The 24,569-nt window shown below is 59.2% G+C and carries 24 protein-coding genes; 9 read left to right on the top strand and 15 right to left on the bottom strand.

The genetic code is table 11. The annotated features are described in order from the left end of the window. Nucleotides 1–4 precede the first annotated feature (4 nt). The 4 genes from AACY07_RS17775 to quiC all read right to left on the bottom strand — a co-directional run bounded on the left by AACY07_RS17775 (nt 5) and on the right by quiC (nt 4,357). Entirely contained in the window at nt 5–1,006 is a 1,002-nt protein-coding gene (locus tag AACY07_RS17775) for a FecR family protein (protein ID WP_339476528.1), read from the bottom strand. Nucleotides 1,007–1,092: 86 nt separating this feature from the next. Continuing rightward, nucleotides 1,093–1,599 (bottom strand): RNA polymerase sigma factor, encoded by a 507-nt coding sequence (locus AACY07_RS17770; RefSeq protein WP_046810569.1) that lies wholly within the window; start codon nt 1,597–1,599, stop codon nt 1,093–1,095. Between the two features lie 102 nt (nt 1,600–1,701). Next, the gene (locus tag AACY07_RS17765; RefSeq protein ID WP_339476479.1) at nt 1,702–2,379 is read right to left on the bottom strand and encodes a TetR/AcrR family transcriptional regulator; all 678 of its coding nucleotides are present in this window, start codon (nt 2,377–2,379) and stop codon (nt 1,702–1,704) included. A 67-nt stretch (nt 2,380–2,446) separates the two neighbouring features. Continuing rightward, a complete protein-coding gene (gene quiC, locus AACY07_RS17760) occupies nt 2,447–4,357 on the bottom strand; it encodes a 3-dehydroshikimate dehydratase QuiC (protein WP_339476478.1) in 1,911 nt (636 codons plus the stop codon). Between the two features lie 244 nt (nt 4,358–4,601). Between quiC and AACY07_RS17755 the strand changes: the two genes are divergently transcribed. The 3 genes from AACY07_RS17755 to AACY07_RS17745 all read left to right on the top strand — a co-directional run bounded on the left by AACY07_RS17755 (nt 4,602) and on the right by AACY07_RS17745 (nt 7,461). Then, nucleotides 4,602–5,930, top strand: coding sequence for an MFS transporter (locus tag AACY07_RS17755; RefSeq protein WP_339476476.1), 1,329 nt, complete (start codon nt 4,602–4,604; stop codon nt 5,928–5,930). 23 nt (nt 5,931–5,953) lie between these two features. Beyond that, on the top strand, nt 5,954–6,838 hold the full coding sequence (locus AACY07_RS17750; protein ID WP_339476475.1) for a DMT family transporter: 885 nt from the start codon (nt 5,954–5,956) through the stop codon (nt 6,836–6,838). 353 nt (nt 6,839–7,191) lie between these two features. Next, complete coding sequence (locus AACY07_RS17745; RefSeq protein ID WP_339476472.1) at nt 7,192–7,461, top strand: short-chain dehydrogenase; 270 nt, start codon at nt 7,192–7,194, stop codon at nt 7,459–7,461. Between the two features lie 114 nt (nt 7,462–7,575). Here the strand turns inward: AACY07_RS17745 and pcaG are convergent, their stop codons facing one another. From pcaG to AACY07_RS17725, 4 genes are all read right to left on the bottom strand, one after another. Then, complete coding sequence (gene pcaG / locus AACY07_RS17740) at nt 7,576–8,181, bottom strand: protocatechuate 3,4-dioxygenase subunit alpha (RefSeq protein WP_339476471.1); 606 nt, start codon at nt 8,179–8,181, stop codon at nt 7,576–7,578. A gap of 11 nt (nt 8,182–8,192) precedes the next feature. Further along, nucleotides 8,193–8,912, bottom strand: coding sequence for a protocatechuate 3,4-dioxygenase subunit beta (gene pcaH, locus AACY07_RS17735; RefSeq protein ID WP_326425221.1), 720 nt, complete (start codon nt 8,910–8,912; stop codon nt 8,193–8,195). A 98-nt stretch (nt 8,913–9,010) separates the two neighbouring features. Then, on the bottom strand, nt 9,011–9,940 hold the full coding sequence (gene pcaQ, locus AACY07_RS17730) for a pca operon transcription factor PcaQ (RefSeq protein WP_133076966.1): 930 nt from the start codon (nt 9,938–9,940) through the stop codon (nt 9,011–9,013). A 24-nt stretch (nt 9,941–9,964) separates the two neighbouring features. Next, nucleotides 9,965–10,993, bottom strand: coding sequence for a PDDEXK nuclease domain-containing protein (locus AACY07_RS17725; RefSeq protein WP_339476466.1), 1,029 nt, complete (start codon nt 10,991–10,993; stop codon nt 9,965–9,967). 233 nt (nt 10,994–11,226) lie between these two features. Here AACY07_RS17725 and ypfJ point away from each other — a divergent pair, with 233 nt between their 5' ends. After that, nucleotides 11,227–12,120 (top strand): KPN_02809 family neutral zinc metallopeptidase, encoded by an 894-nt coding sequence (ypfJ, locus tag AACY07_RS17720; protein WP_339476464.1) that lies wholly within the window; start codon nt 11,227–11,229, stop codon nt 12,118–12,120. A gap of 47 nt (nt 12,121–12,167) precedes the next feature. On the opposite strand, the gene AACY07_RS17715 is transcribed toward ypfJ, so the two are convergent. From AACY07_RS17715 to AACY07_RS17705, 3 genes are all read right to left on the bottom strand, one after another. After that, nucleotides 12,168–12,758, bottom strand: a complete 591-nt coding sequence (locus AACY07_RS17715) for an HAD family hydrolase (RefSeq protein WP_133076968.1) — start codon at nt 12,756–12,758, stop codon at nt 12,168–12,170. Beyond that, nucleotides 12,755–13,624, bottom strand: a complete 870-nt coding sequence (gene tesB, locus AACY07_RS17710; RefSeq protein ID WP_133076969.1) for an acyl-CoA thioesterase II — start codon at nt 13,622–13,624, stop codon at nt 12,755–12,757. Before tesB ends, AACY07_RS17715 begins: the two co-directional genes overlap by 4 nt. Nucleotides 13,625–13,711: 87 nt before the next feature. Further along, a complete protein-coding gene (locus tag AACY07_RS17705; RefSeq protein ID WP_133076970.1) occupies nt 13,712–14,281 on the bottom strand; it encodes a GNAT family N-acetyltransferase in 570 nt (189 codons plus the stop codon). A gap of 91 nt (nt 14,282–14,372) precedes the next feature. Between AACY07_RS17705 and AACY07_RS17700 the strand changes: the two genes are divergently transcribed. Continuing rightward, complete coding sequence (locus AACY07_RS17700) at nt 14,373–15,293, top strand: histone deacetylase family protein (protein ID WP_133076971.1); 921 nt, start codon at nt 14,373–14,375, stop codon at nt 15,291–15,293. A gap of 278 nt (nt 15,294–15,571) precedes the next feature. Beyond that, nucleotides 15,572–16,813 carry a TIGR03862 family flavoprotein gene (locus AACY07_RS17695; protein WP_339476460.1) on the top strand — a complete coding sequence of 414 codons (1,242 nt, stop codon included), beginning with the start codon at nt 15,572–15,574 and terminating at the stop codon, nt 16,811–16,813. Nucleotides 16,814–16,918: 105 nt separating this feature from the next. On the opposite strand, the gene AACY07_RS17690 is transcribed toward AACY07_RS17695, so the two are convergent. The 4 genes from AACY07_RS17690 to AACY07_RS17675 all read right to left on the bottom strand — a co-directional run bounded on the left by AACY07_RS17690 (nt 16,919) and on the right by AACY07_RS17675 (nt 20,807). After that, nucleotides 16,919–18,256, bottom strand: coding sequence for a DEAD/DEAH box helicase (locus tag AACY07_RS17690; protein WP_133076973.1), 1,338 nt, complete (start codon nt 18,254–18,256; stop codon nt 16,919–16,921). A gap of 67 nt (nt 18,257–18,323) precedes the next feature. Beyond that, nucleotides 18,324–19,214, bottom strand: a complete 891-nt coding sequence (yedA, locus tag AACY07_RS17685) for a drug/metabolite exporter YedA (protein ID WP_339476456.1) — start codon at nt 19,212–19,214, stop codon at nt 18,324–18,326. A gap of 477 nt (nt 19,215–19,691) precedes the next feature. Beyond that, nucleotides 19,692–20,303 carry a 3'-5' exonuclease gene (locus AACY07_RS17680; RefSeq protein ID WP_133076975.1) on the bottom strand — a complete coding sequence of 204 codons (612 nt, stop codon included), beginning with the start codon at nt 20,301–20,303 and terminating at the stop codon, nt 19,692–19,694. A 27-nt stretch (nt 20,304–20,330) separates the two neighbouring features. Then, the gene (locus AACY07_RS17675) at nt 20,331–20,807 is read right to left on the bottom strand and encodes an NYN domain-containing protein (RefSeq protein WP_133076976.1); all 477 of its coding nucleotides are present in this window, start codon (nt 20,805–20,807) and stop codon (nt 20,331–20,333) included. Nucleotides 20,808–20,999: 192 nt separating this feature from the next. Here AACY07_RS17675 and AACY07_RS17670 point away from each other — a divergent pair, with 192 nt between their 5' ends. The 3 genes from AACY07_RS17670 (at nt 21,000) to AACY07_RS17660 (ending at nt 24,399) form a co-directional block, all read left to right on the top strand. Next, entirely contained in the window at nt 21,000–21,659 is a 660-nt protein-coding gene (locus AACY07_RS17670) for a YciC family protein (protein WP_339476453.1), read from the top strand. Between the two features lie 90 nt (nt 21,660–21,749). Next, a complete protein-coding gene (locus AACY07_RS17665; protein ID WP_339476450.1) occupies nt 21,750–22,832 on the top strand; it encodes an endonuclease/exonuclease/phosphatase family protein in 1,083 nt (360 codons plus the stop codon). Nucleotides 22,833–22,953: 121 nt separating this feature from the next. Continuing rightward, entirely contained in the window at nt 22,954–24,399 is a 1,446-nt protein-coding gene (locus AACY07_RS17660) for an aldehyde dehydrogenase family protein (RefSeq protein WP_339476447.1), read from the top strand. The last annotated feature ends 170 nt before the right edge of the window (nt 24,400–24,569 follow it).

The raw sequence follows: 24,569 nt of genomic DNA, 5'->3' as shown, positions 1-24,569 counted from the left end.
TGGCTCAATACACCAGGCTGACGCCCGCCAGTTCGACGCGCTGCACATGCAGCTCCTGGGTGAGGGTGTGCAGTGCGCTGTCGAGCATTTCGAGGCGGAATACGCCGCTGACCTGTCGACTGGCCAGGGCCGGGTTGGCCAATATGATCTGGCCGGGGCGATAGCGGTTGAGCTGTTCGATCACATGCCCCAATGGCTGGCGGTCAAAGACCAGTACACCACGGCGCCAGCTGGTGGCCGCGTTGAGGTCGAAGCCGGGCAGTTTTTGTACACCCTCCTGTGCGCTGTAGCGGGCGCTTTGGCCTTCTTCCAGGGTTTGCTGCGCCGCGCCTTGAACCGGCGGGGTCAACAGGCTGACCGCAACGCTGTGCTGCAACACCCCGACCCATGCCTGGTCGCTGCTTTCCCGACCAACCACAAATTGCGTGCCCAGCGCCCGGGTTCGCCCACCCGCACTCTGCACCACAAAAGGCCGGGTTTCGGCTTCGCCCATGGGCGATACGTCAAACACGGCCGATCCCGAAAGCAATCTGATCCGCCGCTCGCGGGTGTCGTAGTCGATGCTGATTGCACTGGATGCGTCCAGCTCGACCGAGCTGCCATCGGCGAGTTGAACGGTGCGGATTTCGCCTGCACCCGTGCGGTAGTCCGCCTGCATTTGAAGCAGCAGGGTTGGGCCGCTGATCCAGCCGACCGCCAGCACCAGCGACAGTACCGCCGCACGCCCGACCCAACGCAGCGGGCGCCGGCGTCGAGTCACCGGCACGGGGCGTGCGGCGGGCGGTGACAGGCGATGCCCGGCAGGCCTGGCCTCCAGCGCCAGCGCCCCCAACGCCGCCCAGGTCTGCTCGGCGAAACGTAACGCCGGGGCATGGCGCTCATCGGCTGCCAGCCACAGGTCCAGTTGCGCCCGGGCGTCTTCGCTCAACGCACCCGCGTGCAGACGCACCGCCCACTCGGCGGCCGCTTCAGTAATGATCTGCTGTTCGGGGCCTTGGCTCATCAGGTGTGAATCTCTATTTCTCGTTATATATAAGCAGTGACGTCTCGCCGGCTAAAACTCAGTAAGCCATTCATCTACATATTTGAATGTTATTTCTCAGGCTCTTGTAGGCGCTGCATGACGTAGGCCAAGGCTTTTGACAGATGCTTTTGCACTGAGCTGTCAGAAATTTCAAGATGGCGCGCAACTTGAGCATGGGTCATGCCCTCGATGCGGTTGAGACGGAAGATTTCCTGAGTCCTTTCGGGCAACTCGGACAATGCCTGCTTTAGAGCCATGCGCTGTTGTTCAGCCATCGCCTGGGCCTCCAGCCCTGCCAGTTCATCTTCGATTTCGGCCAGTGCTTCGTGGGCAACCGAGTCGGTCTTGCGTCGGGTTTCCTGGCGAATGTGATCGACCAACAGGTTGCCCGCGATGCGGTACAGATAGCCGGGGGTGTTGTCGATGTGCTCCTTGCGCCCACGCTCGGCCATGCGCAGAAAACTTTCCTGCACCAGGTCTGCGGCCAGCTGAGGGTCTCGCACCTTGCGCGCCAGATACCCGCGCAGGGTACCGGCATGCTTGAGGAACAAGCCTTTGAGATCCATATCCGACAAACCGACTCCCTGAGCATGAAGGAAAGGGGCGGCTATCTTACTTTTTGTCGAGAATGATTTTCAATTGGTATTGGATTTCATTTCCAGAAATGTGGCGCCCGGTCATGCCTGTAAATAACGCAACACTGCGTCACACATCATGTCGCGCTGACGCTGCTTGACCTGCAGATCGGAAAAGTCGACCTGGAAAATCTCACCCAGGGTGTACCGGTTCGACACTCGATAAAAACAGAATGAGCTGACCAGTAAATGAACATCCAGCGGGTTCAGCCCCGCACGGAATACCTTTTGTTCAACGCCGCGTCGCAGGATGTTTTCCAGTGCATGCACAATCGTGTCGTTCATGGCCTTGATGCCATCCGAACGCTTGATGTACTCACCCTTGTGGATATTTTCGATGCTGACAATGCGTACAAAATCCGCGTTCATGTCGTGGTGGTCGAAGGTGAACTCCACCAGCCGCAGAATGGCTTCTACCGGTTCAAGCTGATCCAGGTTCAAGCGACTTTCGATGCTGCGGATTTCGCCGTAGAGCTTCTCCAGCACCTCGACGTAGAGCTGCTCCTTACTGGTGAAGTAGTAATAGATCATGCGCTTGGAGGTCTTGGTACGCTCTGCGATGGCGTCCACGCGCGCGCCCGCCAACCCTTGTTCCACGAACTCGACAATGGCTTCTTGCAGGATATTTTCCCGCGTCTTCTCAGGGTTGTTCTTACGGCTCTTGCGCGGTTCGACGACCGGTGCCGTGGCGCCGGTGTCGAGTTCTGGAATGTCGGTCATGTAAGGTTCACGGCCATATTGGAATGCCCGCGATTATGGGGCGCCCTGCTCAATGAAGGAAGTCGCCCTACAGTTTTGCCTGACGCGCCGCGCCACTGCGCGACTTGGCCATGGCGGCCAGACGCACCGCTACGTTTGCAGCACCGTACCCGGCATAGCCATTTTTGCGCTGCAGAAGCTCGAAGAAGAAACGCCCCTCAAAGGCTTCCGTATACACATGAAACAACTCGCCGCCTTGGGCATCCCGGTCGTACAGCACGTTGAAATAGGCCAGTTCGCTCAAGAACTCATCATCAAAATCAAACCGCGCGGCCAGGTCGTCGTAGTAGTTGAGCGGGATATCCAACAGCGGCACGCCCGCAGCCTTGGCACGGCTGACTTCAGCAAACAGGTCGTCACATTCAAAGGCAATGTGATGCACACCTGAGCCACGATAACTCGACAGGGCATGTGAGATGGCGGTGTTTCTGTTCTCTGAAATATTCAACGGCAAACGAATCGAGCTGCATCGACTGCGCAATGCCCGGCTCTTGACCAGCCCATAAGGGTCCGGCAGCACCACTTCATCATCAGCCTCGAAATCCAGAAGGCTTTTATAGAACAGTACCCAGCTGTCGAGGCTGTCGGCGGGCAAAGCCATTGCCATGTGGTCGATGCGCTTGAGCCCGCCCTGGGCTGACGGAGTTGGCGTGATAGTGAAGTCCGACTCATACAGCGGCTTGCCGGCAGCGTCTTTGTCCACCAGATAAATCAGGCTGCCATCCGGTGCGCGCACCGCCGCCAGCTCCAGCTCATTGGGGCCGACCAGCCCGCGATAGGGCTGCCCCTTGTAGGCCACGGCACGGGCCAGGGCGCTGCTGCTGTCCTGCACACGCAGTGCAGTGGCGCACAACGATGGGCCGTGGGCCTCAAAAAAGTTATGGGCGAACGAATAGGGTTCAGCGTTGAGGATCAGGTTGATGTCGCCCTGGCGCAGCAAGCTCACGTTCTTTGAACGGTGCTGCCCGGCCTTGCTGAACCCCAGGCGTTCGAGCCAGTGAGTCAGCTGCGCGCCCTGGCTTTCATCCACGGCAAATTCGAGGAACTCGATACCGTCGTACTGACTGGCTTGAGGCGGTGCAAACAAGGGTTCAAGCGTGGCGGCCGGGGTCGCTTGCTGCACAAGCCGTTCGCGGGTCTTCTCTTCGAGGTACAACAACGAACGCAAGCCATCGGCCGCATTGGCCCGCGGCGGAGCAGCCCGAAAACCGTCATTGAAGATTTCCAGCGACAGAGGGCCTGTGTAGCCACTTTGTATGATCGGCGCCAAAAAGCCCGGCAGATCAAACTCGCCCTGCCCTGGGAAACAACGGAAATGACGACTCCACTCCAGCACATCCATGACCAGAATCGGTGCGTCAGCCATTTGTACAAAGAAGATCTTGTCGCCGGGAATCTGCGCAATGCCGCTTGGATCGCCCTTGAGCGACAGGGTGTGGAAGCTGTCGAGCAATACCCCAAGATTCGGATGGTCGATCTGGCGCACCAGATCCCAGACCTGTTGCCAGGTATTGACGTGACGCCCCCAGGCCAGCGCTTCGTAACCAATGCGCAGGTTGCGCGCCCCCGCACGTTCGGCGAGCAGGCTCAGGTCATCCAGCAGAATCTGGCGATCGCCCACCGAGTCGGGCGAAGCGTTACTGCACACCAGCACCAGGTCGGTGCCCAGTTCCTGCATCAGATCAAACTTGCGCTCGGCGCGATCAAGGTTGCGGGCAAGGCGATCGCGGCGGCACCCCTCGAAATCACGAAACGGCTGGAACAGGCTGATTTCAAGCCCCAGATCGGTGCACATCTGACGGACTTCACGGGGGCTGCCGTCGTAATACAGCAGGTCGTTCTCAAAGATCTCGACCCCGTCAAAACCTGCCGCCGCAATGGCGTCCAGCTTCTCTGGCAGGGTGCCGCTCAAGGAAACCGTGGCGATCGAACGCTTCATTTAAAACTCCCAGGATTGGCGCAGCCTGCAGGCGACGGCATTTCTTAATGGCTTGATTATTAAGGGCGCCCTATTATTGAGCAACCAATCTGTACCAACCGGTTAGTTTTGCGTGCGATTATCGAACATTATGGCCTATCTTGAATTGACGATTTTTTGTCCACTCGCCACCATCAACCCCGTACTTCTTGCGTCAACTGTTGTGCAACACCACATAAAAATTCCAAGAAACGGGTAAACATCCATGGTCCCTTCTCCGACTGCACGCACTACCCCTGCCCACGCTCCAAACGCAGGAATGGGTGACAAGATTCGCGGCACCCTGGCGACTGGCAAAACCCGTTGGGGCATGCTCGCACTGGTGTTTTTCGCCACCACACTGAATTTTATCGACCGCGCCGCCCTGGGCGTCATGCAACCGATCCTGGCCAAAGATATGAGCTGGACGGCGATGGACTACGCCAACATCAACTTCTGGTTTCAGGTGGGCTATGCCATTGGCTTCGTGCTGCAAGGCCGCCTGATCGACCGGGTTGGGGTCAAGCGCGTGTTCTTCTGCGCCGTGTTGCTCTGGAGCCTGGCCACCGGTGCTCATGGCCTGGCCACGTCAGCGGTGGGCTTTATGATTTGCCGCTTCATTCTCGGCCTGACTGAAGCCGCCAATTACCCGGCCTGCGTAAAAACCACGCGGCTGTGGTTCCCGGCCAGCGAGCGGGCCGTGGCCAGCGGGATCTTCAACGCCGGTACCAACGTGGGCGCCATGTTCACCCCCATGATGCTGCCATTGGTGCTGCACGTGTGGGGCTGGCAGGCAGCCTTTTTGTGCATGGCGGCCTTGGGCGGTATCTGGCTGATCTTTTGGGGCTTGAAGTACTACAACCCTGAAGATCACCCAACCGTTAGCAAAGAGGAACTGGCTTACATCCAGCAAGAGAAAGAGCCTGAGCAAACCACCGTCTCTTTCGGCACCATCCTCAAGATGCGCGGCACCTGGGCATTCGCCTTGTCCTACGCCATGACGGCTCCCGTGTTCTGGTTCTACCTGTACTGGCTGCCGCCGTTTCTCAACCAGCAATACAACCTGGGCATCAGCGTGACCCAAATGGGCATCCCGCTGATCATCATCTACATCACCGCCGACTTCGGCAGTGTGGGCGGCGGGATTCTGTCTTCGGTCCTGATCAAGCGCGGCATGGCGGCGGTCAAGGCGCGACTGGTGTCGATGCTGTTGTGCGCGATCAGCATCATCGGCGTGGTAATGGCCGCAGGCTCCAGCGAACTGTGGGTCGCCGTGGGTGCCATTGCCCTGGCACTGGGTGCGCACCAGGCCTGGACGGCCAACGTGTGGAGCATGGTGATGGACTACACGCCCAAGCACATGATGGGCACCGTGTTCGGCTTTGGTGGCATGTGCGCCGCCATCGGCGGGATGTTCATGACCCAGTTTGTGGGTTATGTGCTGACCGTCACGAACAATAACTACACCTTACTGTTCACCATGATTCCAGCGATGTACTTCATTGCGTTAGTGTGGATGTACTTCATGGCGCCGCGAAAAATCCCACAGGTTTAGCGCATAGAACAACGAGGTATTCGATGACACTACCCACACCCCTCTCGGGGGTGAACCAACCCCTGAAGGGCATCCTGCTGATTGTGACAGCCACAGCGCTGTTCTCCAGTCACGATGCGCTGTCCAAGTACCTCAGTGGTTTCTACCCGGTGGTGATGGTGGTGTGGGCACGTTACCTGGTGCATACCGTATTGATGGCGGGGATCTTTCTGCCCCAGTCCGGATTGCGTGTACTGCGCAGCAAACGGCCTTTGCTTCAGGTGTTGCGGGCTATTTGCCTGCTGGGCTCAGGGCTTTTTTTCACCTATGGGTTGCTGTTTATCCCACTGGCTGAAAATACGGCGGTCAACTTTCTGGCGCCGCTGCTGGTGGCGGCATTGTCCGGGCCATTACTGGGCGAGACAGTGACTCGCGGGCAATGGATGGCCGTGGTGTGCGGGTTTATCGGGGTGGTGATCATCATTCACCCGGGAGGCGAGTTGTTTACGCCTGCGGTGTTATTGCCCATGACGGCAGCGCTGTGTTTCAGCTGCTATCAGATCCTCACGCGCAAACTCAGTGCGTACGACAGCCCCACCACCAGCAACTTTTTTGCCGGGCTGTTCAATGTGCTGGTGATGAGTGCGCTGGTGCCGTTTTTCTGGCAAACGCCGACTCTGATCCACGGTTTGCAAATGCTGGCGCTGGGCAGCCTGGGCATGACCGCGCATTTGCTGCTGACCCAATCTTTTCGTGTGGCAGCGCCCGCATTGCTGGCGCCGTTCAGCTACTGCCAGATTGTGTTTTCAGGGGTGTTGGGCTGGTTGCTTTTTGACCACACGCCTGACCTGGCCAGCCGCATCGGCATTGCGATTATCTGCATCAGCGGGCTGGCGGCGGCATGGCAGCAGCGGCGCGCACGAGGCTGAGGTACTCATCGCAGCCTTCGTTCCTCGGCAGCGACTACAGGATCACGGGTTTTACCTATGTTTCCCACAGGCTTGCCAATTGCTGGGGCCGCGACACGATGCCTATAGTCAGCGCTCGCCAAAATGGCGACCGGGTTTGGCGATCTGGTAATGGAATCGGATACGTAATGGTTGTTGTATTGAGCTAAGCGTGTATTTTGCTCGCAATGCTTAATGGCAGCTGTGCGTGGGAGATCTTCGGGTCTGCCGGGTTTTCCTGATTCTTCCGGTTCGCCAACCCGCGCACAGCGGCCACCCTTTTCGTTTGGCGACGAAAGAACGGTGGTCATTGCCAGCAATCAGGAGCGTTAACCATGAACAACTCACCCTATATCCCCCTCACCGCCATCGACTGCCTTTCCCCCGCCTTGCTGATCGACCGCAACGCCCCCCTCGACGTGTTGCACGCCAACGCCGCCGCCCGCGTTCTGGCGGTGACTCAACTGATGGAAACCTTCTCCAGACGCGAGGTGCAAAACGCGGACTCGGTAGACCTCAAGCATCTGGCCATGACCGCGACGCTATTGCTGCGCGATGGCTGCGACCTGCTCGACGTATTGGGCTGGCGATTGCAGCCGAGGTAGGACAACGTGTGCTGTGGGAGCGGGCTTGCTCGCGATAGCATCACCGCGGTCTGTCAGAACGAGCGAGGTGGCTCAATCGCGAGCAAGCCCGCTCCCACAAGAGGCAGGGTGCGCTTAAAAGTCGAAGAACACCGTCTCCCCTTCGCCCTGAATGCGGATATCAAACTTGTAGGCTGTTTTGCCATTGAGTTCGCAACGATGGGCGATCAAGGTTTCGCGCCGTTGCGGCTGCTCGATCAGGTTGAGCACCGGGCACTTGGCATTCGCCTCGGGCTCGTCGCTGAAGTACAGGCGAGTTTGCAAATGGATGTTGATGCCACGGGCAAACAGCGACACGTTGATATGCGGCGCCATCGGCACACCGCCTGCGTTGTTCACCACCCCCGGCTTGATGGTGTTCAGCGTCCACTCACCCGCATCGAAGGTGGTGGCGGTACGACCAAAGCTGTTGAACGCTTTTTCCGAGTCAAACGCTTCGTCATAGACCCCTTCATGGTTGGCCTGCCACAGCTCCAGAAAGGAGTCGCGCACCAGATGGCCATTGCCGTCATAGACGTTGCCAAACAGCACGATAGGCTCGCCCGCAGCACCGGGCTTGGCCATCTCGCTCCAGATTTCTTCAGGTCGCGACGGGTTGCCGGCCGCAGCCAGAGCCAGGCCGATATGCACGTAGGGGCCAGCCGTTTGCGATGGGGTTTCGGGTAGCAGTTCGATAGGCATGACGGAGCTCCTCAGCAGTTTTCGAAGTGAGTCTGGCGCTGACCGCGCAGCACGATGTCAAAACGATACGCCAGACAATCCATCGGATTGGCCGCACCCATGTCCAACCGGGCGATCAGGCTTTGCACGGCATCGGCGTTGGTAATCGATTTGACGATCGGGCACATGGGGATCATCGGATCACCTTCGAAATACAGCTGGGTAATCAGCCGCGTGGCAATTGCCGGGCCACTGATGGAGACGTGGATATGCGCCGGGCGCCAGTCGTTTGGTCCGTTGCGCCAAGGATAGGGCCCCGGTTTGACGGTGCGAAAACTGTAATACCCTTCGCTATCGGTCAGGGTGCGGCCCACGCCGCCAAAGTTTGGGTCCAGCGGCGCCAGGTAACGGTCGTTTTTGTGGCGATACCGGCCGCCTGCGTTGGCCTGCCAGATTTCAACCAGGGTATGAGGAATCGGCTTGCCGTACTGATCGCGCACGCGCCCCGCCAGGATGATCCGCTCACCTATCGGCAAACCACCATTGTTGAAATTAAGCAGCAGGTCGTTGTCGAACTTGCCGAACTTCAGATGGGAAAAGTCAGGCCCGCTGGTTTCACTGACCGATTGCGGGATGCTCACCAGCGCCTGGCGCGGGGAACGGGCAATGGATGTCTTGTAATCGGGGGTCAGGGCTTTGGGGTGCCAGTTGCGGTCACGGATGATAAAGCGCCGGCTGTCTGCATCAGACATGTCGATCTCCTGTTGTTTTTATAAAGGCCAGGCGCCAGTTTCAAACAACAGGGGTGGCAGGACTACTGAAAAGGCCAGCTCCAAACATAACCATTTGGTTATGGATAAATACCTTCACCGTAGGCCTGCCCCAATTCGCGCAAGACCTCCACACAGCCCTGTGCCGCCACCGACATCGGTACATGGGCGTTACTGCAAATACCGATCGAACCGCCCGGCTCGCGCTGGCCCAGGTCGATTTCCTGGAGTTCGCCACTGGCCAGATCCAGACGCACGGCGTCCAGCGGTGCAATCCACACCGCATCGTTGCGCAGCACATAACGCCGGCTCAGAGTAATCGACAGGGTTTCCAGACGCTGGCGGGACTGGCTGATGCCGCACTGTACAAACAGGCTGTCGGCAAAGGCGCGAATGGTGGTGTTGGCCAGCGGCAAAACCAGCGGATAGTTTTCAAGCAGGGTACGGTCCAGCGGGCCCTGGGTCAGGGGATGACCCGCGCGGGCTACCAGGGTCATGGATTCGCTGTAGAGATGTTCAAAATTCATACCCTGAATTTCCGGGCTGTCGGTCATGCGCCCTACGACCAGATCGACATCGCCTACCCTTAACTGCGATAACAGATAGGCGCTTGGCCCGGTGACAACGCTGACCACCAGCGATGAATGCCGTGCATGCAGACGCTGCACCAGTTCGGGTATCAGCAGGCTTTCGACCGTCGACAAGACCCCCAGCCGCACCGTGCCGCCTACATACTCACCGCCGCGCAGGGCATTGACGCCCTCGCGCAATGCCTGCACTGAGGGCGTCGCATACCGCAGGAACGCCACGCCGGCTTCGGTCAGGGTGATCCCGCTTTTGCTGCGAACAAACAGGCTGACCGTCAGCAGCGCCTCAAGCTCCTTGAGGGTTTTGGACATGGCTGGCTGGCTGACCGCCAGCACATCGGCTGCCCGCGCCAAACTGCCCTGGCGCGCCATTTCCAGAAAGCACACAAGGTGGCGGTACTTGATGCGGGTATCAATGTTCACAGGGCTAACAACTCCGGGGCGGGGTTACGCGTCATCAACGGGGACGTTTTGCAGATAAAACTCGTGCAACTTGGCTTGCAGTATTTTCTTGTCCGGCAGCCTGGTCTGATACTCAGCGATCAAAGCGGGCGATAGTGAACGGTTCAGTGCGTATTCAACCACTTCATCTTCCTTGCTGGCACACAGTAAAACACCGATGGCCGGATTTTCGTGCGACTTGCGGTGGTCGCGGTCCAAGGCCTCGAGATAAAAGTTGAGTTTGCCCAGATGTTCGGGTTCAAAGCGCCCCACCTTCAGCTCAATCGCTACAAGAGAATTCAAGCCACGATGAAACAAAAGCAGATCAACTGCAAAGTCCCGGCACCCTACCTGCAGCGGATACTCCGAGCCCACAAAGCAGAAATCATGGCCCAACTCAGTCAAGAACTCCCTTAACCGCCCAAGCAAGCCTTGATGCAACCCAGACTCACTGTGGCCTTTAGGGAGCTGAAGAAACTCAATGCAATAAGCGTCTTTGAATACATCCGCCACACCTGCGACACGCGCCTGTAAAGCTGGGGAAAGTTTGGCTGGACGAGTCACCATCCGTTCAAACAATGCGCTCTCCAATTGACGGTTCAACTCACGACTCGACCACTTTTGAGCAATCGCGTTGCGCATGTAAAACTCTCGCTCCTGCAATGATTTACATTGGCTCAGCAGCATCAAATGGTGAGTCCATGGCATTTGTGTCAGCAGCGCTGACACAAAGTTTTCATCCTTTTTATAGACCTCGTAAAACTGACGCATGCGAAACAGATTTCGGCGGGTAAACCCCCGCAGCCCAGGCTGGGTAGCTGCGATGTGTTCGGCCAATTGATCGACTACAGAGTCACCCCATTCAGCCCGCGCCAACTTTTGATTGATAAAAGCCCCCACTTGCCAGTAGAGCCCGATGAGCTGTGTATTCACTGCAACCGCTGCATTTTGTTGGGCGTTTTTAATCAATTGCACCACATGGGCGAAATCAACGACTGGAGTCTGTTCCGATGTATCTAAAGGGCTCGAGCTCACTGAAACCTCGATAAAGCGTGCGAAATGGAGCAACACACACTACGACCCGCCTCTTCCCTCGTCAGTCAGCCCCGCCCCACAAAAAGCAGATACGTTCTGTAGTCCTCACCTGCAACCCCCAACTCTCAAATGCCATACTCTCTCACCGCTCAGTAAGCGTCTGACAGCCGGGCTGGCGCTGCCCCGACTCAGCAACAACACTTGTGACTACGATTCATCAGAGGATTACCCCCATGCTTTGGAAAAAAGGCCGACGCAGCGATAACGTCGAAGACGTGCGCGATCAAGGCACCGGTGGCGGTGGCGGCATGCGGATTGGCGGCGGCAAGGGACTGAGCCTGATGGCCGTGGTGCTGATTGTCGGCTTCGGTCTGTTAACCGGGCAGGACCCCATGCAGATACTCGGACAGTTAAGCGGTGAGTTCACCGGGCAGTCCTCGCCCCAGGTCACTCAGCAGGCCGGGCGTGCGCCTGCGGCCAATGATGAACAGGCCGATTTTGTACGCGCAGTGCTGGGCGATACGGAAGACACCTGGCGTCAGATTTTTCAGCAGGCCGGTCGCACCTATAAAAACCCGACCCTGGTGCTGTTTCGCGGCCAGGTCAATTCGGCCTGCGGCTTTGCAACGGCAGCCAGCGGGCCGTTTTATTGCCCGGCCGACCAGAAGGTCTATCTGGACATGAGTTTCTTCCAGGAAATGACGCAACGCTTCAAGGCCGGGGGTGATTTTGCCCAGGCGTATGTGATCGCTCACGAGGTGGGCCATCACGTGCAGACCCTGCTGGGTGTCTCGTCGAAAATGCAGATGGCTCGCCAGCAAGGTAAACGCATGGAAGGCGATGGCGGCCTGCTGGTGCGTCAGGAGTTGCAAGCCGACTGCCTGGCAGGGGTGTGGGCCAATCATGCGCAAAAACGCCTGAACTGGCTGGAACCCGGTGACATTGAATCGGCCTTGAATGCCGCAAACGCCATTGGCGATGATCGCTTGCAGCAACAAGGCCAGGGCCGTGTAGTGCCCGACTCCTTTACCCACGGCACATCGGCGCAACGGGTGAAGTGGTTCAAGACCGGTTTTGCGCAAGGCAATATCAATCAGTGCGATACGTTTTCGGCTGCACGGCTTTAGCGAGCAACGCTGTGGGAGCCGGGCAAGCCCGCTCCCACAGCGTCCTGTCAGTCGAGCAACTGGCGCAACTCGAAGCAGTCTTTGGCGTGCCAGTCAGTCAGTTCGGGCCACGGGTTTTCGGGGACGTTGACCAGTACGGTTTTGCTGCCGGCAGCGCGACCACAAGCCAGGTCAAAGTGATAATCCCCCACCATCACCATCTTAGCCGGGGATATGTCCCACGCCCGCGCCAGCTGTAGGAGGCCATCGGGGTCAGGTTTGTGTGCCGCGTTGTCACGGCCCAACACATCCTGTGGCGCAAAGCACTGGTCCAGGCCAATGGCCTTGAGCGTGATATGTGCCAGTTCCTGAGCGTTACGGGTCAGTACACCCAGACGACATCCCTGGGCAACCAGATCGCGCACCAGTTCGACCGCCCCCGGCGCAGGCGTTGAGGCCAGCGCCAGTTCGCGTTCGTGCTCCAGCAACCAGGCGTGCTTGGCCGCCGCCACCTCGGCGGGCAAGCCGTTGAGGTGGGTCAGGATGTCTTCACCCACGGGGATCTCCAGCTCCCGACGAATCACGGCAAAATCATGCACGGCGACGGTCAGGGTGCCGTCCATGTCGAAGACCCAGTGTTTGACGTCCTTGAGTGTCATGCCCAGTCCTTGCGGTGGCGAATCAAACCTTCCTGCGTGACCGACGCGACCAGTTGGCCTGCGCGGTTGTAGACGCTGCCACGGGAGAATCCGCGAGAATTGCCGGCCCACGGGCTGTCCATTGCATAGAGCAACCAGTCATCGGCGCGCAGGTCAGCGTGAAACCACAGTGCGTGATCAAGACTGGCGACCTGCATATCCTTTTGCCACACGCCTTTGCCGTGGGGCAGCAAGGAGGTGGTCAGCAAGCCAAAGTCCGAGGCGTAGGCCAGCAGGTATTTATGCAGCGCAGGCGTGTCGGGCAATGTGCCGTCGGCGCGAAACCATACGTACTTGATCGGGTCACTGACCTTGGGGTTGAACGGGTCTTCGCCCACCACCGGACGAAACTCGATGGGCTTGGCGCACAGCAGTTTTTCACGCATAGACTCAGGAATCAGATCCGCGCGCTGGCGAATCATGTCGAGCTCCGAAGGCAGGTTCTCAGGTCCTACAACATCAGGCATAGGGATCTGATGTTCAAAACCGCCCTCGTCGTATTGAAACGAAGCGCTGCTGGTAAAGATCGGCTGGCCCTTTTGAATGGCGGTCACCCGGCGCGTACTGAAGCTACCGCCGTCACGCACCCGGTCAACCTGATACACCACGGGCAAGCTTGCATCGCCCGGGCGCAGAAAATAGCCATGCATCGAGTGCACATGGCGGGCGTCTTCAACCGTCTGGCTCATGGCTGACAGTGATTGACCGAGTACCTGACCACCGAACAGCTGGCGAAATCCCAAGTCCTGGCTGCTGCCGCGAAAGAGGTTCTCTTCGATCGGTTCCAGGGTCAGCAAATTGACCAGATCATCCAACACTTGGCTCATTCAGATTCTCCTCACACAGAGCAATACCGTCGCAATCTTCGTTACGTCGGTCAAAAATTCCGGCTTTCGCCGCTCTACTGCACCTGCTTAACCGTGCAGGGTTTGCAACCACTGCGCCCGCGAAATGCGGTACAGCACGTGGGGCTTTAACACGTCACCTTCAAGCAGCCGTGGATGTTCAAAGTCAGCGTCGGGATCGTGCTGCATGCCAATGGCCTGCATGACTTTCTGGGAGGCCAGGTTCACCTGGCTGGTAAACGACACGACCTGATCCAGCGCCAATCGATCGAAGGCACAGCGCAATGCCGCCCATGCCGCCTCACTGGCGTAGCCCAGGCCCCAATGCTCGGGCGCCAGGCGCCAGCCGATTTCGACGGCCGGGGCGAACGAGGCGTCAAAAGAGACATTCATCAGCCCGGTAAAACCGATAAAGGCCCCCGTGTCCTTGCGCTCCAGCGCCCACAACCCGTAGCCGTATTCGGCAAAGTGGCCGCGAATCCGCCCAATCAGCGCTGCGCTTTCGAGGCGGCTCAAGGGCGCCGGAAAATAGCGCATCACCTGGGGGTCAGCACACATGGCAGCGAACTCGGGCAAGTCTGTGTCTCGCCAGGGGCGCAAGTGCAAACGGGCACTCTCGAGCTCTTTGATTTGCTCCATCGGTTCTCTCCGATTTGTTACCGGGCTTTACATATGTCGGCAGTGTACAGCGCTGTTAATATCCAGCGCTCGTTACGACGCGAAAATCCCTATGCCTGTACCGCTGATTTACCACGATGACTACAGCCCGCAGTTCCCGGCGGATCATCGATTCCCTATGGACAAATTCCGCCTGTTGCGCGATCACCTTGTGGAGTCCGGGCTGACCAGCGATGCGGCCCTGCTGCGGCCCGAGCTGTGCCCTGTGGATATCCTTGCGCTGGCCCATGACCGCGACTATATCGAGCGCTATATGGCGGGCGAACTGGCCCGCGAAGATCAGCGCCGCCTGGGTTTGCCCTGGAGCGAGGCGCTGGCGCGACGCACCATTCGTGCGGTAGGCGGCTCACTGCTGGCCGCCGAGCAGGCGCTGGAGCACGGGCTTGCCTGCCATTTGGCGGGCGGTACCCATCACGCCCACTACGATCACCCGGCCGGCTTTTGCATCTTCAATGATCTGGCCATTATCAGCCGCTATATGCTGGAAAGCGGCCGGGTCAACCGGGTGCTGATTTTTGACTGTGACGTGCATCAGGGCGATGGCACTGCGCGGATCCTTGAACATACCCCGGACGCCATTACCGTTTCCCTACACTGCGAAAAGAACTTTCCGGCGCGCAAGGCCCAAAGTGACTGGGATATCGGCCTGCCGATGGGGATGGGTGATGCCGACTATTTGCAAGTGGTCGACGAGGCGCTCAATTACCTGCTGCCCCTGTATCAGCCGGACCTGGTGCTTTACGACGCGGGCGTGGATGTGCACAAAGACGATGCCCTGGGTTATTTGAAGCTGACCGATGAAGGGGTTGGCGCCCGTGACGAGAGCGTGATGCGCCACTGTCTGGGCCGCGATATTCCGGTAGTGGGCGTGATTGGCGGTGGTTACAGCAAGGACCGCAAGGCGCTGGCCCGGCGGCACGGCATTCTGCATCACCGTGCGCAAAAGGTCTGGCTGTCATCGGGTTGTCATTAGGGTGTGATTTTTTACCCACAATGCCTGTGGAACTGCCTGTGGATAACCTGAGTGGAAACACCTGCAGGCCACAGAGCACATGGCTCTCAGAGGGCTGTATGTTTTTCGTACAACTGCAGCACATGTAGTCGCTGACGAGGCACGAGGCTGCGATAAGGGCCGACGGTCTTTTATATTTTCGGGCCTGCTTCGCAGGCCATCGCAGCCTCGTACCTCGTCAGCGACTACAGGGTTTGGGGTAGAATGGCCGGCCTATTTCGCCGATTTGCAGCCCTGCCATGACTGATTCCACTGCCTCCCTTCCCCATCACGTCGCCATTATTGGCGGTGGACCGGCCGGTTTGATGGCCGCCGAAGTGTTGAGCCAGGCTGGCGTGCGAGTTGATCTGTACGACGGCATGCCATCGGTGGGCCGCAAGTTCTTGCTGGCCGGGGTGGGCGGGATGAATATCACCCACTCCGAAGCCTACCCGGCGTTCCTGTCGCGCTACGCCGAACGTGCTCCGCAGATTGCACCGCTGCTGCGCGCCTTCAATGCCGATGCGTTGTGCCAGTGGATTCATGAACTGGGCATCGAGACCTTTGTCGGCAGCTCAGGCAGGGTGTTCCCCACCGACATGAAAGCCGCGCCGCTGCTGCGCGCCTGGCTCAAGCGCCTGCGTGAGTCCGGCGTTGTTATCCACACCCGCCATCGCTGGCTGGGCTGGGACGCCGATGGCCCGTTGCGGATCCACAGCCCTGAAGGCGAGAAGCACGTGAAGCCGGACGCGGTGTTGCTGGCGCTGGGCGGCGGCAGTTGGGCCCGACTGGGATCGGACGGTGCCTGGATGCCATTACTGGCCGAGCGCGGTGTTGAACTGGCGCCGTTGCAGCCGAGCAATTGCGGGTTTGATGTGGCGGGCTGGAGCGAGGTGCTGCGCAGCAAGTTTGCCGGTGCCCCGCTGAAAAACATCGCCATTGCCCTGGAGCACAGCCCGCCGCGCTTGGGCGAGTGCGTGATCACCGCCAGCGGGATTGAAGGGAGTTTGATTTACGCCTGGTCGGCGCCGATTCGCGAGGCGATCAATCAACGGGGTGAAGCCACGATCCTGATCGATCTGTTGCCCAACAAGCCTGTGGATAAAATCCAGGCCGCACTGGCCAAGCCCCGTGGCTCGCGCTCGATGAGCAAGCACTTGCACAGCCAGTTGGGGCTCGATGGCGTGAAAGCCGCGTTGTTGCGCGAGTTAGCGCCAGCGGAGCACTTCAACGACCCGGCGCTATTGGCCAAGGCCATCAAGGCATTGCCCCTGAAACTGATTAAGGCCCGCCCGCTGGACGAAGCCATCAGCAGCGCCGGTGGGGTGAGGTTTGAGGCTGTGGATGAAAACCTGATGCTCAAGGCATTGCCGGGGGTGTTCTGTGCGGGCGAAATGCTTGATTGGGAAGCCCCCACCGGCGGCTACTTGCTCACAGGCTGTTTTGCCAGTGGCCGTGCCGCAGGGTTGGGGGTTTTAAGCTGGCTGAAAGCACAACGCTAATCAAACGGTGGGAGCGGGCTTGCTCGCGATGGCGTCAACGCGGTGGCTCAGCCAGACCGCGTTGCCTGCATCGCGAGCAAGCCCGCTCCCACAGGTTCAGAGTGCTTAAGGCTTGCGCTTGCGCGGGCCGGTGTTGAACACAGGCACTTTACGCACCGGCTTGACCGATGGCTCGGCCGGTGCTGCTTCGCCGCTGTCCACCCATTTGCCCAGGTTGCGCTTGCCGCCACCGCCCGAGGTTTTCGGCTTTTTCGGCTTCTTCGGCTTTTTGACCACCTGACCCGAAGCATCCGTCTCGGGCACACGGTGCTCCGGCTCGAAGTCTTGCTCTTCGTGGCGCTTCAAGGTCTGGCGGGTCAGCATCTCGATCGCCGACAGCATGTTCACTTCGTCAGCACAGACCAGCGAAATGGCTTCGCCCTTCTGCCCGGCGCGACCGGTACGACCAATGCGGTGAATGTAGTCTTCGGCCACGATTGGCAAGTCGAAGTTGACCACCAGCGGCAGGTCTTCGATGTCCAGACCGCGTGCGGCGACATCGGTGGCCACCAGGATTTGCACTTCGCTGGCCTTGAAGCGGTCCAGCGCCCGTTGACGCGTGGCCTGCGGCTTGTCGCCGTGGATGCCGTCAGCGTTGATTCCCAACGCTTGCAGCTTGCCCACCAGTTCATCCACACCGTTACGGGTTTTGGCGAACACCAGTACCTGCTTCCAGTGCTGGGTGCGCAGCAAGTGCAAAAACAGCTCTGCCTTGCGCTTTTTGTCGACCGGGATAACCCATTGCTTGACGCTGCTGGCCGCCACGTTACGCGGGCTGACTTCGATGCTCAGCGGGTTGTCGAGCATCTGCTCGGCCAACAGGCGAATCGCGTCAGAAAAGGTGGCCGAAAACAGCAGGGTCTGGCGCTTTTTTGGCAAGGCGCGGTAGATGTCGCGCAGCTCTTCACTGAAGCCCAGATCGAGCATGCGATCCGCTTCGTCGAGAATCAGGGTTTGCAGCTGGTTGAACTTGATCGCCTTCTGGCGATACAGATCCAGCAGACGGCCAGGGGTGGCAACCAGCACATCAACGCCTTTACGCATTTTCATCATTTGCGGGTTGATGCTGACGCCACCGTACACCGCGTAGGTGCTCAACGGCAGGTGCTCGGCGTACTGGCGAATGCTCTCGTGAACCTGTTCGGCCAGTTCACGGGTCGGCACCAGCACCAGTGCACGCACCGAGTTGCTGGCAACTTTCGGGCCTTCCATCGTCAGCGACTGCAACAACGGCAGGGCGAAACCGCCGGTTTTGCCGGTGCCGGTCTGGGCTGCAGCCATCAGGTCGCGGCCAGCCAGTACTGCGGGAATCGCTTGGGCCTGAACCGGGGTTGGGGTCTTGTAGCCGAGCGTCTCAAGGGCGCGCAGCAGGGGTTCGATCAGGCCAAGGGTGGCGAATGTCATGGGGATACCGTCGAAAAAGGTCTGCGCAGGGGTGCATACGTTGCAATGGCGCGCAGTTTACCCTAATTCACACGGGTTTCTGCTTGCGCCACTGCGGCAACCCGATCAACACCACGGCGCTGATGATCACGGCCATGGCCAGGCACTCTTCAAAACCAATGGTCTCACCCGCAAAGGCGATCCCCAGCATCACTGCCACCGCCGGGTTGACGTAGGCGTAGCTGGTGGCTGCGGCCGGGCGCACGTTTTTGAGCAGGTACATATACGCGCTGAAGGCGATGATCGAGCCAAAGAACACCAGATACAGCAAAGCGCCCCAGCCTGCGGCCGTCGGCATTTGGGTCATGCGCTCGCCGCTGACCAGGCTGCCCACCAGCAGTACCGCACCTGCGGTGAGCATTTCAGCGGCGCTGGCCATTGGCCCGGGGGGCAGCGGCAGGTGCCGGCTCCAGACCGAACCAAACGCCCAGGCAGCGGCGGCAAAAATCACCATTGCCGCGCCCATCGGGCTGGCTTGCAGGTTGGAGCCCAGGTTGAGCATGCCGATGCCCACCAGCCCAAGGGCGATACCCGCCCATTCCAGGCGGGTGTTGCGTGCGCCCCAGAAGTAGCCGAACAGCAAGGTAAACAACGGCACGGTGGCCACGGCCAGCGCGGCGACGCCAGACGCTACTCCCGAGTGCTCGGCCAGGGTCACGCCACCATTGCCGCAGGCCAGCAGCAGAAAGCCGATCATGGCAGCCGAACGCCATTGCACCCCTGTCGGTGCAGGCGCGCCCCGCCAGCGCATGAAGGCGTACATCAAACTGCCCGCTATCAGAAACCGCACCCCGGCCATCATCAAGGGAGGCCAGGACTCAATGCCGATGCGAATGGCCAGGTAGGTCGAGCCCCAAATCACGTACAAGGCAAAAAAAGCACCAATCAGTTGTAGCGGAAAACGACGCGCGGCAGGCATGGGGCAGCTCAAGGGCAGAGGCAGGGGACTGGGGAGTTTAGACAAGGGAGTGCGTAATAATAAGTAACAGAACGCACCAAAAGTGACCGTACACTTTTATACCTGCCTGAGGGAGCAACACAAAACCCGTGGGAGATTGGCTTGCCTGCGAGGCTGGCAACGCGGTCTGACTGACACCCCGTGGCGATGCCATCGCGAGCAAGCCCGCTCCCACACCATGGCTCTGCAAGCATCGAATTCAGTGAGCGCTACAAAACCCGTGGGAGCTGGCTTGCCTGCGAGGCTGGCAACGCGGTCTGACTGACACCCCGTGGCGATGCCGTCGCGAGCAAGCCCGCTCCCACACCATGGCTCTGCAAGCATCGAATTCAGTGAGCGCTACAAAACCCGTGGGAGCTGGCTTGCCTGCGAGGCTGGCAACGCGGTCTGACTGACACCCCGTGGCGATGCCATCGCGAGCAAGCCCGCTCCCACCGTTTAAAACCCGCGATAGCGCTTCAGATGTTCGTTGACCTTCGCTGCCGGGACTTTTTGCAAACCACACAGCAGGTCGTGACTGAGCTCTTTCAACCCATGCTTCTGGCGCAGTTGCTCAGCCAGATAGGCCGTCAGGTTGGCCGCCATTTCAGCATCGGCCATGGCCCGGTGAGCCTGGCCGGTATGGGGCAAGTCGGCAAAGGTGGTCAGGGTCCCCAGCTTGTGATTGGGCGCCGCCGGCATCAGGCGTCGCGCCAGCAACAAGGAGCAGGCGAAATTCTGCAAACGGGTGCGCTTGATGCGGCCCATTTCAAAATCCCAGAATTTTTGGTCAAAGGCGGCGTTATGGGCCAGCAACGGTGTGATGCCAACGAACTCGTTAACCTCGTTCATCACCTGTTCGGCCGACGGCGCAGTGCGCAGCATGGCATTGCTGATGCCGGTCAATTGCTCGATAAAACCCGGGACGCGTACGCCCGCGTTCATCAGGCTTTGGTAACGCTCGACAATGCGACCGCGCTCAAGAATCACCACGGCAATTTCGGTGGCCCGGCAACTGCTGCTCGGTGAGATGCCGGTGGTTTCAAAGTCAATAACCGCGATGCGTTCCAAACCTGATCAATCCTGTAAAAGTGAGGGTTACTTAAGCAACAAATTGCCTTCAATCGGCACGTAGCGGCTGGCCGCGCGAATCAATGAGTTGGCGGTCAGGCCGGGCACGCCATAGGCCACGGTTTCGACGCCGTGCTTGCTGGCAATGCGTTCGAGCAACAGGTCGAAATCGCCGTCACCCGAAGCCAGCACCACTTCATCCACATGGGCGGCAACGTCCATGATGTCGATGGTGATGCCTACGTCCCAGTCGCCCTTGGCCGAGCCGTCGCTGCGCTGGATGTAGGGTTTGAGTTTTACCGTGAAGCCGAGGTTGCGCAGGATCTGTTGAAACTGCTGCTGCTTGCTGTCACCCCGGTCGATCGCATAGGCGTAGGCCTCGACGATTTCACCGCGTTTGGTGATATCTGCCCACAGGGCCGCGTAATTGAAATGGCAGCCATAGGCCTGGCGGACCGTGTAATAGAGGTTCTGCACATCCGCGAAGACCGCAATTTTTTTCACCGGCAAACCTCATGACGCCCGGGCAAGCGGGCCGCGACTGAAAACAAGCTCGCAGTATGCCAGCCTGCCAGGGGTTTGCGCGGATAAACCGCCCGGCGTGAACCCGCTGACTTTCAGCCGCGTTAACATTTGCTCATATCGACCCCTCATCGGTTAAAGTGGCGCACCGCTTTTGACTGCTGACAACTGCCAATGAATCCGCTGACCGTTATTCGCGACTCCCTGTACTTCTTCCAGCGCAATCTGAGCCAGATCGTGATGCTGTGCTTGCCGCTGGTCATCCTTGAAGCCGTGTTGCAGCACATCGTTGACAACGCCGTGGGCCCGGATCCGTCGCCCGGCTACAGCCTGATTGTCGGGCTGCTGCTCTATCCGCTGTACACCGGCGCCCTGATCCTGTTTCTCGATGCCCGCAGCCGGGGCGAAAGCCCGCGCAACCGCGACCTGCTGGCACTGGCCATCAATCTGTGGCCCAAGTTCGCCCTGCTCTCGGCAATCAGCACATTGCTGATCGTGCTGGGGCTGTCGATGTTTTTTATTCCGGGCATTTTCCTGACCGTCGTGCTGGCATTTGCCGAGTACCGGCTGGTATTGCGCGGTGATGCTCCGCTGGCAGCCATGAAGTCGAGCTTCACCCTGACCCGGGGTCATTTCTGGCGGATCTTTGTCTGCATCCTGGCCGTTCTGGGGCCGCTGATGCTGCTCAAGGAACTGAGCTACTCACTGTTTTCCAAGGACGACAACACACTGCTATCGCTGACACTCGACAGTGCGAACAGCTTTTTGCAGTTATTTGTCTCTGTAGTCCTGTTCCGTTTATTTATGTTAATTAGCGAAAAAACTGACCCATAAAAACAATCAGCTCCTACAAAAAGAGCCTTGGAGTGGCCCACTGCCGTCGGGTATGTTCGGACACTCCCTGTAACGTCATAAGCTGAGCCCATGCCACGTTTCTTGCGCCGCACCGTATTTGGTCTGCTGCTGATATCAGCATTGCTGGCATGCCTGATTTATAGCGTGACATGGCGACCCGATCCCAGGGAGGTGCTGACCTACAGTTGCCCGATCACGGCTCCCGTGCTGATGCCCGGCCAGGCACTCAAGGTCATGACGTGGAACATCCAGTACCTGGCCGGCAAGCGTTATGTGTTCTGGTACAACCTGGAAGACGACAGCGGCCCCGATACTCGCCCTACCCGTGATGACATGGCGTACAGCCTGGATGAAGTGTCGCGGGTCATTCGTGACGAACGCCCTGATCTGGTGCTGCTGCAAGAGGTCGATGACAACGCCAAGGCCAGTGACTACCAGGATCAACTGGCCCTGCTGCAAGAGCGCCTGATCGATATTTACCCCTGCAGTACCCAGGCGTTTACCTGGAAAGCCGACTTTGTGCCCGACTGGCATATTTTCGGCAGCGTCGGGCGCACCCTCGTGACCCTCAGTCGCTTCCAGATCGAACACGCCGAGCGCTTGCAATTGCCCGTGGCTGACGCCAACGTCATCAGCCGCCAGTTCCAGCCCAAACCTGCATTGCTGGTCAACTACCTGCCGCTCAACGACGGCGGGCAGCTGGCTGCGATCAACACTCAACTGGATCCCCCTTCGCACGACAACAGCAACCTTCGCGCACAGATGCAGACCGTCGCCACCCTGGTCGACAAGCTCGAAAGCCAGGGCACGCCCTGGTTGATCGGGGGGGATTTCAACCTGCTGCCCATAGGCCAGTTCTTGCGCCTGCCCGCCCCTCTGCGGCTGGGCTACTCAGCGGACAGCGAGTTGCACCTGCTGTGGGAAAAATACCCGATGATCCCCAGCAACCCCGAAGCCACCGGCATCGACCGCGAACTGTGGCTGACGCACTTCCCCAACGACCCCCGTGTCGAAGAACCCGACCGCACCCTCGACTACCTCTTCCACAGCCCAAAGCTGCAGCGCATTGAAGGCTACGTTCGCCAGGAAGACACCTTGACCATCTCGGACCACTTGCCGGTGCTGGGGCGGTTTTTGTTGCCTGCGGACTGAATCAGGATCGCCCTCGCCGTAACCTGCCATCCAGAGTGAAGTGCTGATTGTTTTGCCTGTAGTTGTACGATGACGTATAACTACAGGCACTCAACGGTTGTCCCGCGTGTGGAGAAACTTCATGACTGATTCAAAGCGTTTCGACAATTACATTGCTGGCGAATGGGTCGCAGCCCCCGCCTACAGCTCAAACATCAATCCATCTGACCTGTCCGATGTGATTGGCGAATATGCCCAGGCAGATGTCAACCAGGTTCAGGCCGCCATCGATGCTGCCCGCACAGCGTTCCCGGCCTGGTCGACGTCCGGTATTCAGGCGCGCAGCGACGCACTGGACAAGGTCGGCAGCGAAATCCTCGCGCGCAAGGAAGAGCTGGGCAACCTGCTGGCCCGTGAAGAGGGCAAGACCCTGCCTGAAGCGATCGGTGAAGTCAGCCGCGCCGGTAATATCTTCAAGTTTTTCGCCGGTGAATGCCTGCGCCTGTCGGGCGACTACCTGCCCTCGGTGCGCCCGGGCGTGCATGTGGAAGTCACCCGTGAAGCCCTGGGCGTGGTCGGTTTGATCACCCCGTGGAACTTCCCCATTGCCATCCCTGCCTGGAAAATTGCCCCGGCCCTGGCCTATGGCAACTGCGTGGTGTTCAAACCCGCCGATCTGGTACCGGGCTGTGCCTGGGCGCTGGCCGAGATCATCTCCCGCGCAGGCTTCCCGGCAGGCGTGTTCAACCTGGTGATGGGCAGTGGCCGGGTGGTGGGTGAAGCCATCGTCAGCAACCCGAAAGTGGACGGGGTCAGCTTCACCGGCTCCGTGGGCGTGGGACGCCAGATCGCGATCAGCTGTGTTTCGCGTCAGGCCAAAGTCCAGTTGGAAATGGGCGGCAAGAACCCGCAGGTTATTCTTGACGATGCCGATCTCAAACAAGCCGTCGAGCTGGCCGTGCAGAGCGCGTTTTACTCCACTGGCCAGCGTTGCACCGCGTCAAGCCGCCTGATTGTCACGGCCGGGATTCACGACAAGTTCGTCGAGGCCATGGCTGAACGCATGCGCTCGATCAAGGTTGGACATGCCTTGCAGGCGGGCATCGATATCGGTCCGGTCGTGTCCCGCGCCCAGTTGGACCAGGACCTTGGCTACATCGATATTGCCCGGAACGAAGGCGCCCGACTGGTCGCCGGTGGCAGCCTGGTGACGTGCGACACCGAGGGGTATTTCCTCGCCCCGGCCCTGTTTGCCGACAGCACGGCCAACATGCGCATCAGCCGCGAAGAAGTCTTCGGCCCGGTGGCCAACATCATCAAGGTCGCAGACTACGAAGCGGCCCTGGCGATGGCCAATGACACCGAATTTGGCCTGTCGGCGGGTATCGCGACCACCTCGCTCAAATATGCCAATCACTTCAAGCGTCACTCCCAGGCCGGGATGGTGATGGTCAATCTGCCGACGGCAGGTGTTGATTACCACGTGCCGTTTGGCGGGCGCAAAGGCTCGTCCTATGGCTCCCGTGAACAGGGCCGTTATGCGCAGGAGTTCTACACCGTGGTCAAAACCAGCTACATCGGGTCTTGATACGCTGATCCTGCACTGTAGTCGCTGACGAGGAACGAAGGCTGCGTCCGATTGCGAAGCGATCGTAAAACCTGAATGCGCGATCTAACTGAAATACCGCGCCGCCTGTTTTTACGACGGCTTCGTCGGAGTGCCGCACCACGCGGACGCAGCCTTCGTTCCTCGGCAGC

This window comes from Pseudomonas sp. RL_5y_Pfl2_69, assembly GCF_963970465.1.
Classification (GTDB): Bacteria; Pseudomonadota; Gammaproteobacteria; order Pseudomonadales; family Pseudomonadaceae; genus Aquipseudomonas.
This window is presented reverse-complemented; position numbering and strand designations above follow the sequence as displayed.

Excerpts from the sequence above, each read along its gene's own strand:
- AACY07_RS17690 (WP_133076973.1), bottom strand. The coding sequence starts at position 18,256 with ATGACATTCGCCACCCTTGGCCTGATCGAACCCCTGCTGCGCGCCCTT.
- AACY07_RS17705 (WP_133076970.1), bottom strand. The coding sequence starts at position 14,281 with ATGGAGCAAATCAAAGAGCTCGAGAGTGCCCGTTTGCACTTGCGCCCC.
- AACY07_RS17670 (WP_339476453.1), top strand. The coding sequence starts at position 21,000 with ATGAATCCGCTGACCGTTATTCGCGACTCCCTGTACTTCTTCCAGCGC.
- pcaH (WP_326425221.1), bottom strand. The coding sequence starts at position 8,912 with ATGTCTGATGCAGACAGCCGGCGCTTTATCATCCGTGACCGCAACTGG.
- AACY07_RS17660 (WP_339476447.1), top strand. The coding sequence starts at position 22,954 with ATGACTGATTCAAAGCGTTTCGACAATTACATTGCTGGCGAATGGGTC.
- quiC (WP_339476478.1), bottom strand. The coding sequence starts at position 4,357 with ATGAAGCGTTCGATCGCCACGGTTTCCTTGAGCGGCACCCTGCCAGAG.
- yedA (WP_339476456.1), bottom strand. The coding sequence starts at position 19,214 with ATGCCTGCCGCGCGTCGTTTTCCGCTACAACTGATTGGTGCTTTTTTT.
- ypfJ (WP_339476464.1), top strand. The coding sequence starts at position 11,227 with ATGCTTTGGAAAAAAGGCCGACGCAGCGATAACGTCGAAGACGTGCGC.
- AACY07_RS17665 (WP_339476450.1), top strand. The coding sequence starts at position 21,750 with ATGCCACGTTTCTTGCGCCGCACCGTATTTGGTCTGCTGCTGATATCA.
- AACY07_RS17695 (WP_339476460.1), top strand. The coding sequence starts at position 15,572 with ATGACTGATTCCACTGCCTCCCTTCCCCATCACGTCGCCATTATTGGC.
- AACY07_RS17750 (WP_339476475.1), top strand. The coding sequence starts at position 5,954 with ATGACACTACCCACACCCCTCTCGGGGGTGAACCAACCCCTGAAGGGC.
- tesB (WP_133076969.1), bottom strand. The coding sequence starts at position 13,624 with ATGAGCCAAGTGTTGGATGATCTGGTCAATTTGCTGACCCTGGAACCG.
- AACY07_RS17765 (WP_339476479.1), bottom strand. The coding sequence starts at position 2,379 with ATGACCGACATTCCAGAACTCGACACCGGCGCCACGGCACCGGTCGTC.
- AACY07_RS17715 (WP_133076968.1), bottom strand. The coding sequence starts at position 12,758 with ATGACACTCAAGGACGTCAAACACTGGGTCTTCGACATGGACGGCACC.
- AACY07_RS17755 (WP_339476476.1), top strand. The coding sequence starts at position 4,602 with ATGGTCCCTTCTCCGACTGCACGCACTACCCCTGCCCACGCTCCAAAC.
- AACY07_RS17700 (WP_133076971.1), top strand. The coding sequence starts at position 14,373 with ATGCCTGTACCGCTGATTTACCACGATGACTACAGCCCGCAGTTCCCG.
- AACY07_RS17745 (WP_339476472.1), top strand. The coding sequence starts at position 7,192 with ATGAACAACTCACCCTATATCCCCCTCACCGCCATCGACTGCCTTTCC.
- pcaG (WP_339476471.1), bottom strand. The coding sequence starts at position 8,181 with ATGCCTATCGAACTGCTACCCGAAACCCCATCGCAAACGGCTGGCCCC.